Annotated in this window: 12 protein-coding genes and 1 pseudogene; 1 reads left to right on the top strand and 12 read right to left on the bottom strand. The window is 54.6% G+C overall.

Annotated features, from left to right (window positions below):
- Positions 1-181: 181 nt before the first annotated feature.
- The 6 genes from GSQ70_RS22580 to GSQ70_RS22605 all read right to left on the bottom strand — a co-directional run bounded on the left by GSQ70_RS22580 (position 182) and on the right by GSQ70_RS22605 (position 7,933).
- The gene (locus GSQ70_RS22580) at positions 182-1,315 is read right to left on the bottom strand and encodes a mandelate racemase/muconate lactonizing enzyme family protein (protein ID WP_158784603.1); all 1,134 of its coding nucleotides are present in this window, start codon (positions 1,313-1,315) and stop codon (positions 182-184) included.
- Between the two features lie 12 nt (positions 1,316-1,327).
- Entirely contained in the window at positions 1,328-3,124 is a 1,797-nt protein-coding gene (locus tag GSQ70_RS22585) for an alkaline phosphatase family protein (protein WP_158784604.1), read from the bottom strand.
- Between the two features lie 23 nt (positions 3,125-3,147).
- A complete protein-coding gene (locus GSQ70_RS22590) occupies positions 3,148-3,855 on the bottom strand; it encodes a GntR family transcriptional regulator (protein WP_158784605.1) in 708 nt (235 codons plus the stop codon).
- A gap of 16 nt (positions 3,856-3,871) precedes the next feature.
- Complete coding sequence (locus GSQ70_RS22595; RefSeq protein ID WP_158784606.1) at positions 3,872-5,254, bottom strand: MFS transporter; 1,383 nt, start codon at positions 5,252-5,254, stop codon at positions 3,872-3,874.
- A 212-nt stretch (positions 5,255-5,466) separates the two neighbouring features.
- Complete coding sequence (gene mrdA / locus GSQ70_RS22600) at positions 5,467-7,362, bottom strand: penicillin-binding protein 2 (RefSeq protein ID WP_158784607.1); 1,896 nt, start codon at positions 7,360-7,362, stop codon at positions 5,467-5,469.
- Positions 7,363-7,543: 181 nt separating this feature from the next.
- Positions 7,544-7,933 carry a LysR substrate-binding domain-containing protein gene (locus GSQ70_RS22605; protein ID WP_233268448.1) on the bottom strand — a complete coding sequence of 130 codons (390 nt, stop codon included), beginning with the start codon at positions 7,931-7,933 and terminating at the stop codon, positions 7,544-7,546.
- A 70-nt stretch (positions 7,934-8,003) separates the two neighbouring features.
- Here GSQ70_RS22605 and GSQ70_RS22610 point away from each other — a divergent pair.
- Positions 8,004-8,423 (top strand): annotated as a pseudogene (locus tag GSQ70_RS22610) (NADH:flavin oxidoreductase/NADH oxidase); the annotation flags it as partial.
- Positions 8,424-8,446: 23 nt separating this feature from the next.
- Here the strand turns inward: GSQ70_RS22610 and GSQ70_RS22615 are convergent.
- From GSQ70_RS22615 to GSQ70_RS22640, 6 genes are all read right to left on the bottom strand, one after another.
- Entirely contained in the window at positions 8,447-8,815 is a 369-nt protein-coding gene (locus tag GSQ70_RS22615) for a response regulator transcription factor (protein WP_158784609.1), read from the bottom strand.
- A gap of 289 nt (positions 8,816-9,104) precedes the next feature.
- A complete protein-coding gene (locus tag GSQ70_RS22620) occupies positions 9,105-10,211 on the bottom strand; it encodes a fimbrial protein (protein WP_158784610.1) in 1,107 nt (368 codons plus the stop codon).
- 41 nt (positions 10,212-10,252) lie between these two features.
- On the bottom strand, positions 10,253-12,787 hold the full coding sequence (locus GSQ70_RS22625) for a fimbria/pilus outer membrane usher protein (RefSeq protein ID WP_233268450.1): 2,535 nt from the start codon (positions 12,785-12,787) through the stop codon (positions 10,253-10,255).
- Positions 12,788-12,903: 116 nt separating this feature from the next.
- Entirely contained in the window at positions 12,904-13,608 is a 705-nt protein-coding gene (locus tag GSQ70_RS22630) for a molecular chaperone (RefSeq protein WP_158784612.1), read from the bottom strand.
- A 57-nt stretch (positions 13,609-13,665) separates the two neighbouring features.
- Positions 13,666-14,205 (bottom strand): fimbrial protein, encoded by a 540-nt coding sequence (locus tag GSQ70_RS22635; RefSeq protein WP_158784613.1) that lies wholly within the window; start codon positions 14,203-14,205, stop codon positions 13,666-13,668.
- A 109-nt stretch (positions 14,206-14,314) separates the two neighbouring features.
- Positions 14,315-14,707 (bottom strand): hypothetical protein, encoded by a 393-nt coding sequence (locus tag GSQ70_RS22640; protein WP_158784614.1) that lies wholly within the window; start codon positions 14,705-14,707, stop codon positions 14,315-14,317.
- Positions 14,708-15,092 lie beyond the last annotated feature (385 nt).

Below are 15,092 nucleotides of genomic sequence, written 5' to 3' on the forward strand. Positions count from 1 at the left end.
AGCAGCGGTTAATCTTCGGGAACTGCGTCAGGTAATTCAGACTGGAATAGCCGGTGCCAAAATTATTCAGCGCGATCCGGTATCTTTTTCCCCGCAGCGATATCAGGCTCTTATGAAGTAAAGACATTCCTCCATAGTCTGTTATCGGCAAAGGGTAACCCATTCTTTTACGGGAAATTATTCAGTCCACTTTAAAATCATGCAGCGCATCGCGGTTAATTTCGATACCCAGCCCTGGACCTGTCGGGATTGCCACCCGTCCCTGATGATGGGTTATCGGCGTGGTCAGGATGGCCTGACGGATAGGGTGCTCGGTGCGGTCAAACTCCAGCAGAGGCTCGGTGGGGGACAGCGATACCGGCGTGTGCGACGGCACCAGCGCCATCCACTGCAGCGAGGCGGCGATGCCGATACCGGTGCCCCAGACGTGAGGATTAGTCCGGATGCCGAAAGCCATCGCCATATCGGCAATTTTCTTGCACTCAGACAGGCCGCCAGCGGAACAGATGTCCGGTTGCAGAATATCCATCGCGCGGTGGGTCAGCACCTCACGAAAGCCCTGGCGGGTAAATTCACATTCGCCCCCGGCAATCGGGATGGTCAGCGCCGCTTTCACCGCCTGATACCCGGCCAGATCTTCCGGCGGCACCGGCTCCTCAAACCAGCTGATATCCAGCTCTTCCACCTGACGGCCCAGCTTAATGGCGGAAACCGCATCGTAGGCATGATTGGCATCGATCATCAACGCGACATCCGGCCCAATCGCTTCACGCACCGCGCGGGTCACGGCGACATCTTCTGCCACGCCAAAGCCCACCTTCAGCTTCATGGCGCGGAAACCCTCCGCCACATAACCAGCCGCTTCCTCCGCCAGATACTGCAGCGGATCGCCACCTTTGCGCCGGTATAGACCAGTAGCGTAAGCCTGAACATCCTCACGTAGCGCTCCACCCAGCAGCTGATAAGCCGGAGCGTTGAAGTGTTTGCCGCGAATATCCCACAGCGCGATATCAATGCCGCTCAGCCCCTGAATCAGCAGCCCTTTCTGCCCGTGATCGCGATAGCGGGCATAAACATCCTGCCAGAGAAATTCGCTGCGCAGCGGGTCGCTGCCGATCAGCGTGGTGGCGACCTCTTTCACCACCGACCGGGTCATACGTGCCGGGCCGTAGCACTCGCCCCAGCCAGTCAGGCCGGTGTCTGTTTCAATCTCAACCAGCATGGCAGTACGGGTGTCATACCAGGCTCGCGAGTAGGAAAACGGTTCCCGCAGGCGGGCCGAAAGCAGGTGAGGGGTAATCCGGGTAATCTTCATTCTGTTCTCCAGTTAAGCGTTGGGGCTGAGCAAATCGTGCATCACGGTGCCGTCCAGCGAGGCGTGTTCAAGTCCGAGCAGGTGGGCGATGGTGGCGGCCGGATCGACCATGCGGTAAGGCCCTTTTTGCTGACGATCGCGGTAATAGCCCTGGCGGATACCGGCACCGTAAGCCAGCAGCACGCCGTAGTTAGAAGCGATGCTGGTTTCCGCCGTCGGTTTCTGCGGCCCGTGGTTTGCGCCCGGAACTTCCACCGGACAGATATCTTCGCCGGTACGGCTGGTGCCCCAGACGAAGCCCGCGTTATAGGCGAAAACAATGTCCCCGGCGCAGGAACCCCAGAAGCCGATGCCCACGGCATCCTCCTTCAGCAAGGCCAGGCTGACTGCGTTGCGCGGTTTGCCGTGGTGCTGCACCTTCCAGCTGCCCAGCGCCAGCAGCACTTCCGCACGAACCGCGTCATACTCCTCCGCTGACACGCAGCCGTGGGTTTCCCGTCCCTGTAGATTGGCGAAAATCTCCAGCCCGCCCCGGTCGTCCTTCAGGTACACCTTGCTCTGCTCTACAATCGGGTCGCCCCGATCGGTAAGAGTCACCAGGCCATGCTTCTGCAGGTAGCGGTTGATGTCACACATATATTCGTTTGGCACCGCGCCGTGGTCAGAAGCCAGCATCAGCGTGGTCTCGTCATCCATCTCTTGCAGCAGTTTACCAATGCTCTTATCCAGTACCTTGTAGCACTCGCGCATCACATCATCGTAAGCCTGCGCCTTGTCTGCCTCATAAAATGGTGATTGTGGATCCACCTGGCCGAGGCAGTTATGGTGCGACTCGTCTGCCAGGCGGTGCACGGTGGCCCACAGGGAGAAGTCATGTTTCTGTGTCAGGCTGATGGCGGTGTCGCACAGCCAGAGGGATTGCTCATCACCCTCCTGCAGCGTGGCTGACAGATAGCTCTCCTGCGGGGATGCCTTCACCACCCACTTGCTGTAAAACGGGCCGAAATTCTTCAGCAACTCGTTGCCCAACGCCTGGTCGGACGTCAGGCGATCCTTGCGGGTGACCTGGCTTTGCAGGATCTCAATCTCATTCAGCGCAGGCTGATAGCGTCCGAGGAAGAAGCGCACGCTGCCCTCCACGCCGTGGTTGCTCAGCGGCAGCCAGTCGCTCCACTGGCCCAGAGTCAGAGTGACATGTTCATCTGCCAGGCGCAGCACTGGCTGGCTGGCGGACTCGTCGAGGGTAAATGCCAGCGAAAGCCCCTGCTGCGCCTGCATGGTCAGGCGGGTGGTGCCCTCGTGCTGCTCCAGCGGCTGCCAGGCCCCTTTTTCGTGATAGGCCAGCGAGGAGGAGGGCGGCCAGCCCAGCTTCTGCTGCCGGGCCTGCTTATTGCCGGTGCGCTGTTCATAAAGGGTGGTGTGGCCCATTGCTTTAAATTGCTCGGCAGGCCATGCCGCCGCGCGTCCCCAGTAGGGCGCAAAGCTGAAATGCGGTGAGTCCGCAGCGACGGTTTCCGGGAAATGCACCAGAGATGCCCGCAGCCCTTTATTTTTCATCAGTGAAAGCAGATTACCGGTCGCTGCATTGTCGGTCGGACTGCCCTGACCAATCCATGAGGTTCCGGGGCACTGACCAGCCATAAATGTCACCCAGTTCACGTCGCCCCAGGCGGAAATAAACGGCAGCAGCTCGCAGGCGGCACCCTGCTGAAAAAGAGTGCGGATATGGGGCAGGATCCCCTCGTCGGAGTACCTTTTCAGCAGGGGCATCGTCAGCCCGTCGACCCCAAATACGATGACTTTACGCATGTCTTCTCCTTGAATAAGTGCCTTCAGCGGGCAGAAACTGAAATGGAAACGGACTGGCCATACAGCGGCGTTTTATTGATGATGCAGTCCAGTATGCTGTTCATACTGCTGCGAATATGCTGGCGCATTGCCTCTTCCGCGCGGTTCTCATCGCGTGCCATCAGCGCCAGCAGCACCTCGCGATGTTCATAATAGGACTGCAATTTGCGACCGGGCAGGCGGCTGGCGATGATGTGAAACTGCCGCAGCCGGTCGATGTAATTGGTCATGATGGTATTGATGTAGTGGTTGTCGATGCAGGTAAAAATCATCTCGTGCAGCGAATCGCCGGGATCGCTGACCGCCGCCTCATCTGCCAGCAGGCTGGTTTCAATCGAGGCGAGATAGTGCTGCATCTGCTGCAGTTGCTCTTCGCTCAGCCGGTGAGTGGCGTTGCGGGTGGCGATGCCCTCCAGCGCCTCGCGGATCAGAAACAGCTCCTGAATATCCCGCAGCTTAATTTCCGCGACGAACCAGCCCTTGCGCGGGGCCAGCTCAACGAAGCTCTCCTGCTGCAGCCGGTAGAGCGCTTCACGTACCGGCGTGCGGCTCATTGCCAGCTGCTCAATCAGCCCCATTTCCGTCAGCGAGCTGCCCGGCGCGATCTCCATATTGAGGATCATCTCTTTGATCCTCTCGTAGGCGATAAAGCTCAGCGATTTTTTGATATTGCCCGTTGTGGCAGGAGACATTGTCACACTCCTTCTTTTATCTGGCATCTTGCTCAGGGGGGATCTCTTTCAACTGAAAGCGCTGGATCTTGCCGACCATAAACAGATAGCAAAGCACCACCACTACCGCATGAGCGACCACGAACAGCAGGACGCCGTTGAACGAATGGGTCGCCTGCAGAATAAAGCCGATGGCGATAGGGGTGGTGATACTGGAGGCATTGCTGAAGGTATTCAGCACGCTGCCTGACAGGCCGGAAATCTGCGACGGCGCGGTGTCGGCGTTGACCGTCCATCCCATGCCACCAATACCTTTGCCGAGGAAAGAGAGCGCCATAATAAAGACCACCGCGCTTTCGGAAGAGGTATAGTTACACAGCACCATCACCGTACAGAGCACCATGCCGCTGACAATCGGGATTTTGCGCGCCACGGAAACGGAGGTGCCGCGCTTAATCAGCAGATCGGATACAAACCCGCCCAGCAAGCCGCCGAGGAAGCCACAAATCGCCGGAACCGCGGCCACCATGCCCGCCTTCATAATGTTCATGTGCTTTTCCTGAACCAGATAGACCGGGAACCAGGTAATAAAGAAGAAGCCGATGGCGTTAAGGCAGTACTGCGCCAGATAGATACCCAGCATCATCCGGCTGGTCAGCAGCTGTTTCAGGTAGCCCAGATGCGGGCCTTTCTGGTCTGCACGCCCGCCGCCATCCATGTCCACCAGCGCACCGCCGCTGGTCATGTACTCCAGCTCCGCGTCATTGACTTTGGGATGATCTTTCGGGTTGTGGATCCACTTTTTCCAGACTGGCAGAAACGCTATCCCCAGCAGGCCCATCACGGTAAAGGCGGCGTGCCAGCCGTAGCTGTGGATCAGCCAGCCCATCAGCGGCGCAAAGAACACGGTGGAGCCATATTGCGCCGAGTTAAAGATGGCGGCAGCGGTGCCACGTTCCGCAGCAGGGAACCAGGCGGCGACAATCCGGCTGTTGGCAGGGAAAGAGGGGGCTTCTGAGCCGCCGACCAGGAAGCGCAGCACAAACAGCACTGCCACTGCCGCCGCGCCGGTCACGAAGCCTGCCAGCCCGGTCATCAGGGTGAACAGTGACCAGAAAAAGATGCTGAAAGCATAGATTTTTTTCGAGCCAAAGCGGTCAAGCAGCCATCCGCCGGGCAGCTGAAAAATCACGTAGGCCCAGCCGAAGGCGGAGAAGATAAAGCCCATATCCACCGGGCTGAGGCCCAGCTCGTTCGCCATACTGGGGCCGGCGAGGGAGATGGTGGCCCGGTCGGCGTAATTAATCAGCGTGATAAAGAACAGCACAAAAACCACTACCCAGCGGGTATTGGTCTTTTTTGCTGTCAGTGCGCCTTCCGTCAGCGGAAAAACTTTCTGGTCACCCTGCTGCTGATGCATAGCGGAACCCCTTGTCTGATAACGCCTGGTGGCATTGTTAATGTGTTGCATTTAATTTGTATATGAATTGTACACAACGTAGAAGGGGCGGATTTTCACGTCAAGCAACGAGGCAAAGCAGATCGGGGTTCTGTGAGGCTGAACACGAAACGAGCAGGATAAAGGCGTTGTGAAGTGGAGTCTGATGCAGGCGGGCAGCCTGAAACTGCCCGCTACTGTGCTGTGATATTACTGGAAGGATCGGCGGTCACCGGCATCGGTGCGACGTCAGGTGGCAGGAAGATATGGTCAAGAATATTCCTTGCCAGCGGCGCAGCGGTTACACCGTTAACTCCACCGTTTTCCAGGATCAATGCCATCGCCACCTTAGGATTATTGAACGGCGCAAAGGCAGTATAGAAAATATGGTCGCGCAGACGCTGCGGGATCATCTTAGCGTTATAGACCTGGTTCTGCTTCAGACCAAATACCTGCGAGGTGCCACTTTTCGCCGCGATGCCGTAAGGCGCGGTATGAAAATACTTATAACCGGTGCCGTTTGGCGCATTCGCCATACCAAACATCGCATGGCGTACCAGGCTCCAGTAAGGCGAGTTGGCATCACCAATCTGCTGGGCAGGGATTGTCTGCTTCCACGGCACCACTTCTTTGCCCTGTTTCTCTTCGTACATCAGGTGTGGCTGGATCACCCGGCCATTGTTGATCAGCGTATCCAGCGCCTTCACCATCTGGATCGGTGTGGCAATCCAGTAGCCCTGGCCGATCCCCACCGAGACGGTATCCCCCTGATACCAGCCTTTTTTATGCACTTTCTGCTTCCATTCCCGGCTTGGCAACAGCCCGTTGTACTCTTCGTTCAGGTCGATGCCGGTAGACTTACCGTAACCGAACTGGCTGAGCATGGTGTGAATACGGTCAATGCCCATCATAAACGCCACCTGATAGAAAAAGGTGTCCGCTGACTCCTCAATCGCCCGGGTGACATCCAGCATGCCGTGGCCGGATTTTTTCCAGTCGCGATACTTGCGCTGGGTGCCCGGCAGTGTCCATGTGGAAGCGCCAAAGAAGGAGGTTGAAGGCGTGATCACGTGGGTTAACAGCGCCGACATCGCCATATAAGGCTTAACGGTGGAAGCCGGTGGATAAAGTCCCTGGGTGACGCGATTAATCAACGGCAGATCTTTATTCCCCAGCAGCTCTTTATATGCCTTATAGCTGATGCCCTTCACAAACGGATTGGGATCGTAACTGGGGCTGGAAACCATTGCCAATACTTCGCCATCTTTGGGGTTTTCGATCAGCACCGCGGCACGCTGCCCGACCAGCTGGGTTTCAACATACTGCTGCAGGTGCAGATCCAGCGTCAGATAAATATTTTTACCCGCAACCGGAGGGACTTCTTTCAGTACGCGGATCACCCGGCCATGGTTATCCACTTCCACTTCCTGATAACCCGTTTTGCCGTGCAGCACCGATTCATAATAGCCCTCGATGCCCTGCTTACCGATATTGTGATCGGCGGCGTAGTTCTCACCGATACCTTCTTTGTCCAGCCGTTTAAAATCGTTATCGTTGATTTTAGAGACGTAGCCGACCACATGCGCCAGGTCAGGACCGTAAGGATACTGGCGATCTTCGTAGCTGTTGATATCCACGCCGGTGAACTTGTACTGGTTCACCGAGAAGCGGGCGACTTCTTCATCAGTCAGCTCGGTTTTCAGTACCACTGGCTTGTAGCGGCTGTTGGCGTGCAGCGCACGGGTAAAAGTATCGATATCGTCTGGAGAGAGATCGACAATGGGTGCCAGCTGGCCCAGCAATGCCTTCATATCCTGGACTTTGTACGGCAGGATCTCGATGTCATACCAGGTGACGTTTTTAACCAGTGGAATGCCATTGCGGTCGAAGATGATGCCGCGCGTTGGCGCAATAGGGATCATCTTGATGTCGTTCTGGTTAGAACGTGTCTGATAATACTGATTTTGCTCGATCTGCAGATGCCAGAGATTCACCACCAACGTGACGAATCCTGCCAGTACTACCCCAAAGGCGACTAAAGCCCTGCGAACAAACAGCCTCTCTTCTTCTTCAAAATCTCTGAATTTCATTACCGGGCAATCGCGTTATTATTTTTCATTTTCCTGCTTAATGATAAAGATTACGCAACAAATCACGACCCGAAAGATGCATCCCGGGCCGTTAAAGTGTGACATTTGTTGAAGATGTAACAAGGTGAGTCATTATGAGCGGTCTGTTGTGCGGCAGAGTCAGCCCTGGCGGAAATACGTCTCAGAGCGCTTGCGGCGTCTGGAAGTGCTGCTTCAGAAAGCTGACGGCCTCTACTGCCCGGCTGGATAAAGGCCACTCCGCGCGATGGATCAGCCAGATGGTATCCATCACCGGTGCTCCGCACTCCACCACGCTGATCTCCTGCTGGCGTGAAAAGGCCAGACGCGCAAACTGAGGGATGACCGCAAAACCCAACCCCCGGGCCACGGGTTCAAGGAACAGGCTGACCTGGTTACTGAAGCCGCGCTGAGGCAGATTGCGGATGCCAGGGTTGCCGGGAAACCGACGGCTGAGCAGACGGGTGGCCATCGGATGCCCGTCCGGGTGATCGATAAAGCCGATACGCTCCAGATCCTGCCAGCTATGCACCTCCTCTCCGCGTGGGATCACCAGCTCCAGCGGCCGTTTGCTGCGCAGGATCAGCGGCCCGAGTTGCTGTTCCAGATGCCGGATATGCTGGCTGACCGCACGCTTTGGCGTAATTGAATATGATGGCCGCGATGAACAGACGCTGGAAGAAGCCATTACGCTGACCCGCCAGTTCCGCGCCGGTGGGCTGGATCTGCTCAGCGTCAGTGTCGGCTTCTCCACCCCGGATGCCACTATTCCCTGGGGACCGGCTTTTCTCGCTCCGATTGCTGAACGTGTCCGCCGTGAAGCCCAGATCCCGGTGGCTTCAGCCTGGGGGATTGACTCTCCGCTGATTGCTGACCAGACCATTGAAAACGGTGAGCTGGACCTGGTCATGGTGGGTAGGGCGCACCTCTCTAACCCGAACTGGCCCTATCAGGCAGCGCTGGCGCTGAAAAAGGAGCAGGCTTCCTGGGTGCTGCCTGCTCCTTATGCACACTGGCTGGATCGTTATCGCGTCAGTGAATAGCTTCTGACCTTCTCAGGCGGGTGTCAGCGCTCCCTGCCTGGTCCCGCAGGTAAACAGTTGAATCTGGCATAAAGATTGATGATCTGCCGGTAGCAAAGCAGCGACATATCGTTGAGCCGGGACATGCCCAGTTTACGAAACGCATTCTGCTTATGGGAGCTGATGGTTTTCGCCGACAGGTTTAGTTTGCGGGAAATAAAATGGGGCGAGCGCCCGCCCGCCAGCTCCCGCAGCACGATATTTTCTTTTCTGGAAAGATGCTCAGTCTGATTGCGGTCATTACTGGTCAACTGTTTCAGCAGCGGCAGGATTTTTTTAAACGGACATTTTTTAGAAATGAGCCAGTACGGATGAAAACCGCTATATTCTCCCTGCAGAGGCAAATCGACCACAAAAACAACATTTACGTTGAAATAACGGGTATGGCAGGTAATTTGGGGGGACTGGAAATGACAGGAGTAATTCACATCAACAATAACAATATCTTCTTGTCTGAAAGTGCAATAATAAAAAAGCAGTAAGCCACTCTCATAATTAAACACTTTCATCTCTGTACCGCTGGCGGCCATAACGCTTTTGAGTCCACTGACAAAAAATTTGTCATCAGAAATAATATAGATGCACATAATTCCCTCTGCTATTGATTATCCATAAACATGCGGTGGGGCTGCTGGTTTTCGTTCAGTAATAATAAATAGTGAACGTGGCGGTCGCTTCTGCTTTACCCGGAGTGACCTGCGGTGCAGTCTGAATATAGCGGGCTACAAGCGGTACTGACTGCTGAGCCGCGCCATTATCCGGCAGGGTGAACAACCGGCTGACACCAAAGGTAACCGGTTGGGGTGAGGGATCGCTTTTCTCTCCCCATGCGAGCTGAATGCCGATGCCAGTAGCGCTTTCCTTGCTACTTCTGAGGCCCATAATGCCCAACCCGCTGTCGAGGATTTGGGTATTAGGGGAAAGCGTCACGCTGATGCTGTTACTGATTTTCCTCCCTTGTATCATCTGGCCATTCGCGTCAACGCCGCTGCCGACCATGCCATAAAACCGGGGGCAGCCAGTCAGCTTAATAGAAGCATCCTGCCACGGACTGACACTGCCGTTACTTTTAAAAGTGTTTGAAATCTCATAGCTACCCATCGGAACGGAAACATCCGGTGTGGTACATGTTCTTGATACAATGTTAATAGTGCCGGAAAAACTCAGGCTGCCAATATTAACCTGAGGCTGGCCAACCGAATAAAAGTTGTAATTGACCTTCGGTAAACGTTCTCCGCCAATGCTGCCCGGTATAATAACGCCGGTTTTAATTAATACAATGTCAAATTCAATTCCCGGTTGGGGTGTCCATGTGGAATCATTATTTTGCTGCAAACTGGTCAGTGGGTAATTAAAGGGGACCGTATATTGCGTACTGTTCCAGGCATACACCGCCATCCCGATACCGGGTACTTCTGTCTGATAAACTGTTCCAGCAGGGAAAGTGCTGTCAGACCAGTCAGAGACACGGCCTGAACCGCTGAATTCTCCAATGATCGCGGGTTGATCGGGGCCGGCGCTGTTGTCACAGTCAATCATCATCGGGCTGCCGGGCCTGAAGTGTTGACGATAAATAATGGTTCCGTTGCTGGCATCCGGACCGATGGTCAGAGCGCTGCTTTGCAGAGGTAAAACGGCGGCATGCAGCGCCGAATCCCTGATCCCGCAGGCCGCCAGCAGGGAGGAGGAATAGCCTGCCAGTAGCAGGGCGGAGAGGACCAGAATCTCAGGTCTGATAAGGTTTTTCATGCTTAAATTCCTCGTTTATTCAGCTAGTTAACTGGCGGTAGTTAACGGACTGCCGGTCCCGGTTTTTCGCATGGACTGTCGAAACGCTGCAGGCGTGGAGAGCGGGCTTTTTCAGCAGGCTGCAGGAGATAGTTCACCGTGCAGTAGCCGTCCTGACCTTCTCCCCACTTCACCCTGAGCTGCCCCTGCATTTCGCTGACCCGGACATAAATCTGTCCTGCCTGGCCCACTGACCCCAGAGGGGTTCCGTCGCTGTCACTGATCTCTGCACCAAATCGCACCGGTTCTCCGTCATAAAGAGCATTGATCAGCAGCGGAGTGCCCTGGCGGGTGGCGTACTTCACTGCCACCACTGCGCCGGAGCGAGGGACAACCTGCTGGGTGGTGTTTTCCAGCTCAACCTCACTGGAAGCGCCGACGGGATCGATGCTGACTTCATTAATCTGATAGGCATCCAGATAAGGCACGGCGGCAAATCCGGCATGGTCAACGTAAATGCCCGGATACGAAGAGACCCTGGCACCCTCGGCTCCACGAGCTTCGACAAGGGCAAAGGTGTCTGAGGTGTAAGGCGTCAGGGTAAGGCCGCCCGCATGGGCCAGCACCGTCCCGCTGAGGCTGAGCGTGCCGCTCTGATAGCCGGTACCCTTGCTGAGAGAACTGCTGATGGAGGCCAGCTGGCTGCGATAGCTGCCGGTAACAGATCCCATACTGCTACCCGCAGCGGTTCTGGCAGCGGTTACGCCATAGCTGAAGGGGTTATCCCTGCCCACCGAGCCTGAGACAGTGGCCTGTTCGGCATAGCGCCCGCTGCCGTCACGGGTCAAATCAACCCGGAGCTGCGGCACTGAATGCGTGTCGCTCCTGCCCAGAGGGAAACTGAAATTCAGCAGATAGTTATCTTCTGCAATCCCGGTGGAGGACCAGGTCCGGTTGGCGCTCAGCCCCCAGCTGAGTGGGCCGAATCTGTTGCTGTAGCTGAGCTGGAACTGACGAGTATTGCCATCCCGGTTCCAGTAATCCTGCTGGTAGCCGCTGAAGGTGAACTGGCCAAAACCGTCCGGCAGCGTCTGGATGGCGGTCAGCATCAGCCGCTGTCTGGCACGCCAGGCCAGCGCGGAGAACCGATCGCTTGCAAACGCTTCACGGTCTTGCAGAGTACTCAGCAAATCCTGGTAGCCTTTAGTGGAGAACCGCCAGGCAGACAGGGAAAGGTTGCTGTTGGTGGCCTCAATGATTTTGCTGTAGCTGAGGCGATAGCTCTCACCGCCGGAGGCCTGCTGGCTGCCTGGCAGTGGGGCGGTATCGCGGGAATGTGTGACATCCAGCGCAAATGCTCCCACCTCTGTCCCTATCGCCGCTCCCAGCTGCAGCGCGGCATAACGATCGCTGAGCTGCAGACCACCCCAGCCCGTGACGGCATTGCTGATACCCTGTTGCCAGCTGGCCTGCCACAGGGCCGGATGACTGCGCAGGCTGCTGCTGCGAATTTTTCCGGCGGTGAAGTCATAGCGGTAATTGCCCGGTCGCAACAGCTGAGCAATGGCGGAGTAAGGCACGCTGAAATTTTGCTCCGTTCCGTCCGATTCATGGACCGTGACGGCCAGATCGCTGCCATAGCCAGCAGGATAGAGGTCGTTAATCAGAAACTCTCCGGGAGAGACGGTTGTTTCATAAATCAGCCGGTCGTTCTGCCGGACGCTGACGCGGGCTGTTGTCCGCGCAATGCCCCGAATTTCTGGCGCGTAGCCACGAAGGGCGTCAGGCAGCATGCGGTCATCGCTGGCAAGCTGGACTCCGGTAAAGGGCAGGGTATCGAAGATCTCACCCGGCGTGGAGGTCTGGCCTGCCAGCATCCGGCCCTGCAGAAAAGGGACATCCCGCTGGACATAGGTGTTCAGCGAGCTGTAGCTGCCTTGCTGATGCTCCTGCCAGCTGGCGCTGCCGTTATGCCGCAGATACCAGCTACCAAGATTCAGCCCGGCATTAAGGGTGCCCCAGGCGGACTGATAAACTTCTCCCCGGCTTTCACTGCGCCAGGCACTGACGGTATAGCCCAGCGGCAGGGCGGGGATACCGCTGTCCCACAGGGAGGGATCGGTTGCCCCACGGGCGGTTCTGGTCAGGTAAATCTGCGGCACGTTAATATCCAGCCGCTGTTCATTGCTGTCATAAATCACCTGCGCCTGAGGGAATTTTTTCTGCAGATCGCTACAGGCTGAGGGCTTGTTTTCGTCGCTGAACAGACCCGGCGGGATCCTGCTTGCGGCGAAGGGGATTTTTTTTAACAGGGATTGATCAAGGCAGGCATAAATTGAGCCGTCCGGGCGGGCGACCATGCGGATTTTATATTGTCCGGTTGTTCGGTTATTGATATAGACCGCCGTGAGGTAAGTGCCGGGCATTGCCGCTGCGCTTTTGGCGAAGCGGCTCAGGTCAACGGAACTTTTGTCGCTGACATACAAAAATGAGTTATCAAACTCAACGTCTTCCGCATCTGCAGGGGGGACGGAGGGCTGTTCAGTCGCCGCCGGGCCCGGGCAGGAAAAATGCACCAGAAAACAGAAAAGCAGCATCCGGGCTCCTTTTCTGCCCTTGCCTCGCAGGGAAGTTTTCATTGAAATCCTTTTCAGAAAGCATCCAGGTCAGTCGTTGCCGTGACCGGGCGTTGGGACAGAAATCATGCTGGCTGCTACTCCTGCAGCGTGGCGCTGAAATCGATGATTGCGCCAAAGTCATTGACGAATTCACCGTTAATTGTATCGCCCTGTTTGCCGGACAAATTGAAGGTCTGAGACTGAAATGGCGCGACCATTTTTCCGTCAACCTTTTTCCCGCCCAGTGTGATACTCGCCAGCGAAGCGTAATAAGGCGTGAGATTACTGGCAGTAATTTGTCCATCGCGGGAATACCACTTCATGGTTTTCACCGTATCGCTGGCGTGACCTGACAGCCCGGCAGGACGGTAAAAAAACTTGATCCGGGTACGAAAGGCCATCTGCAGATAATTTGTCTCTTTAAGCAGCTTATTCTTCGCCGGAACTTCCAGCACGTTCAGCCAGAATAAAGTCTCCCGGTCTTCGGGTAAGGTTGGATCGGTCTGGCTGATGCGCAGAGTCTGTCCTTTACCGGCATCAATGCGGTTAAAGGGGGGAGTCAGAACAAAAGGAACGTGGATATTTTCCGGTTTGCTCTTCATATCGCCGTCGTCAAGCCAGCTTTGGATCAGCACCGGACGCTCGCCCATGTTGGTCACTTTAACGCTGACTTCACGGGAATCTGACGGATAGATAACCCTTGTCCCGCTGACCACAATGCTGGCAGATAGCAGGGGACTGAATAACGTAAAAAATATCGCACAACAGAGGGCGGGAGAGAATGAAATGATTTTATTCATGCCGTTTTTCTTTATCCAGTAAAAAAGGCAGAGGAATAAACTCCTCTGCCACTGCTGTTATTTATAAATGATGGAATAAGTTACGCTGCTATTCACCAGGCCTGGGATGGCCGCCTGGTTGGCATAATACTCAACCAGGTATGGCAGGCTTAAACTGCCATTAGCGATATCACCGTAGAAGTTATTGGTTTCCTGGCTTGTGTTACCAACAATAATAACCGGTGTATTGGTATTGCTGCCGTCGCGCAGCTGCAGGGATACGTTGGTACCAGCTGAGCCGGTGTTGCTCAGACGGCCGTTGCTGTCCACGTTCTGGCCGGATTCAAAGAATGCCGTGGCGGTATTCTGCGTGCCTTCACAGTTGCTCAGGTCAATGCTGAATTTGGTCTGACCCGCGGTAGCGCCGGCAGTGGAAAGCTGGCTGACGCCAACCACAGGAAGAGTAACGTTGGCATCGGAACCCAGCCCATCGACAGACACATTACAGGTTGTTGCCTGCAGTTCACCATTAAAGGTAATGGTGCCATCAGAGGCTGAAGCGATATTCACTGAAGAGAGCGCAGCCACAATGACCGCCGAGAGCGTTGCGTATTTCATAGACAATCCTTTAATTTCAGATGATTTAAGTAAATCCATTTTTTCTGGACGAAATCTACATTTTTCCTCGCAGAGAGGTATTTGCAGGTAGACGGCTGCAAATTATTTTCTATTCGTAGTAATAAATAGCTTTTACTTTATTTTCGGCGATTTGATATCCCCGGAGAGGACCTGTTTCCACTCGGGTGATAAAATCATCCGAAAGCCCCAGAAGGGAAAGCTTATTGCGTAAGCATTGCATAACCTGCCACAGGCGCTGCGAGGATGAACTGAGGCCATGTTTATCCCAGACATTTAGTAAAATATCTTCATGTTGAATAATTTTTCCTTCAGAGTTTTCCAACAGATAAATAAACAGCCGCATCATGGTTTTTCTCATCTGTACCACGGACGAGTTATCCCGACTCAGCTGGCTGATATTGATGACTCTGTTTTGAAAAATATTGACCTGTATATCCCTTTCAATCACATAACCAAAAACCTTCCTGTTATGTTGATCCATTTTACTGCCTCCTTGGCGAACCATCGTAACGATGTTTCAGGAACGTCTTCGCACCCTGTGACCTTAACGGTTGCGATAAATATTACCTTTTCTAATGAAAGTTCCTCAACCACAGTGAAAAAACGACCGGTCTGGATAATTGTGAGTTAATTTAGTATTAAAACCCGGCTATTAAGTAAATGGCGGTTTAAAGTGTTAATTTTAGGTGTGTATAAAAGAATTAAACTCTGATTTGATTGGCGGCCAAATCATCAACATGTAATTCTTTTTTTATTGGGTAAGGGAGTTTTAAATAGCGGCTATCTGAATAAGTATTGCATTTAAGTTAAAAAATAATACTGTAAAAATTTCTGAAAATATTCAAAATTACCGCAGATTAATTTTG

Source organism: Pantoea sp. BAV 3049 (assembly GCF_009765445.1).
Taxonomy (GTDB): Bacteria; Pseudomonadota; Gammaproteobacteria; order Enterobacterales; family Enterobacteriaceae; genus Erwinia.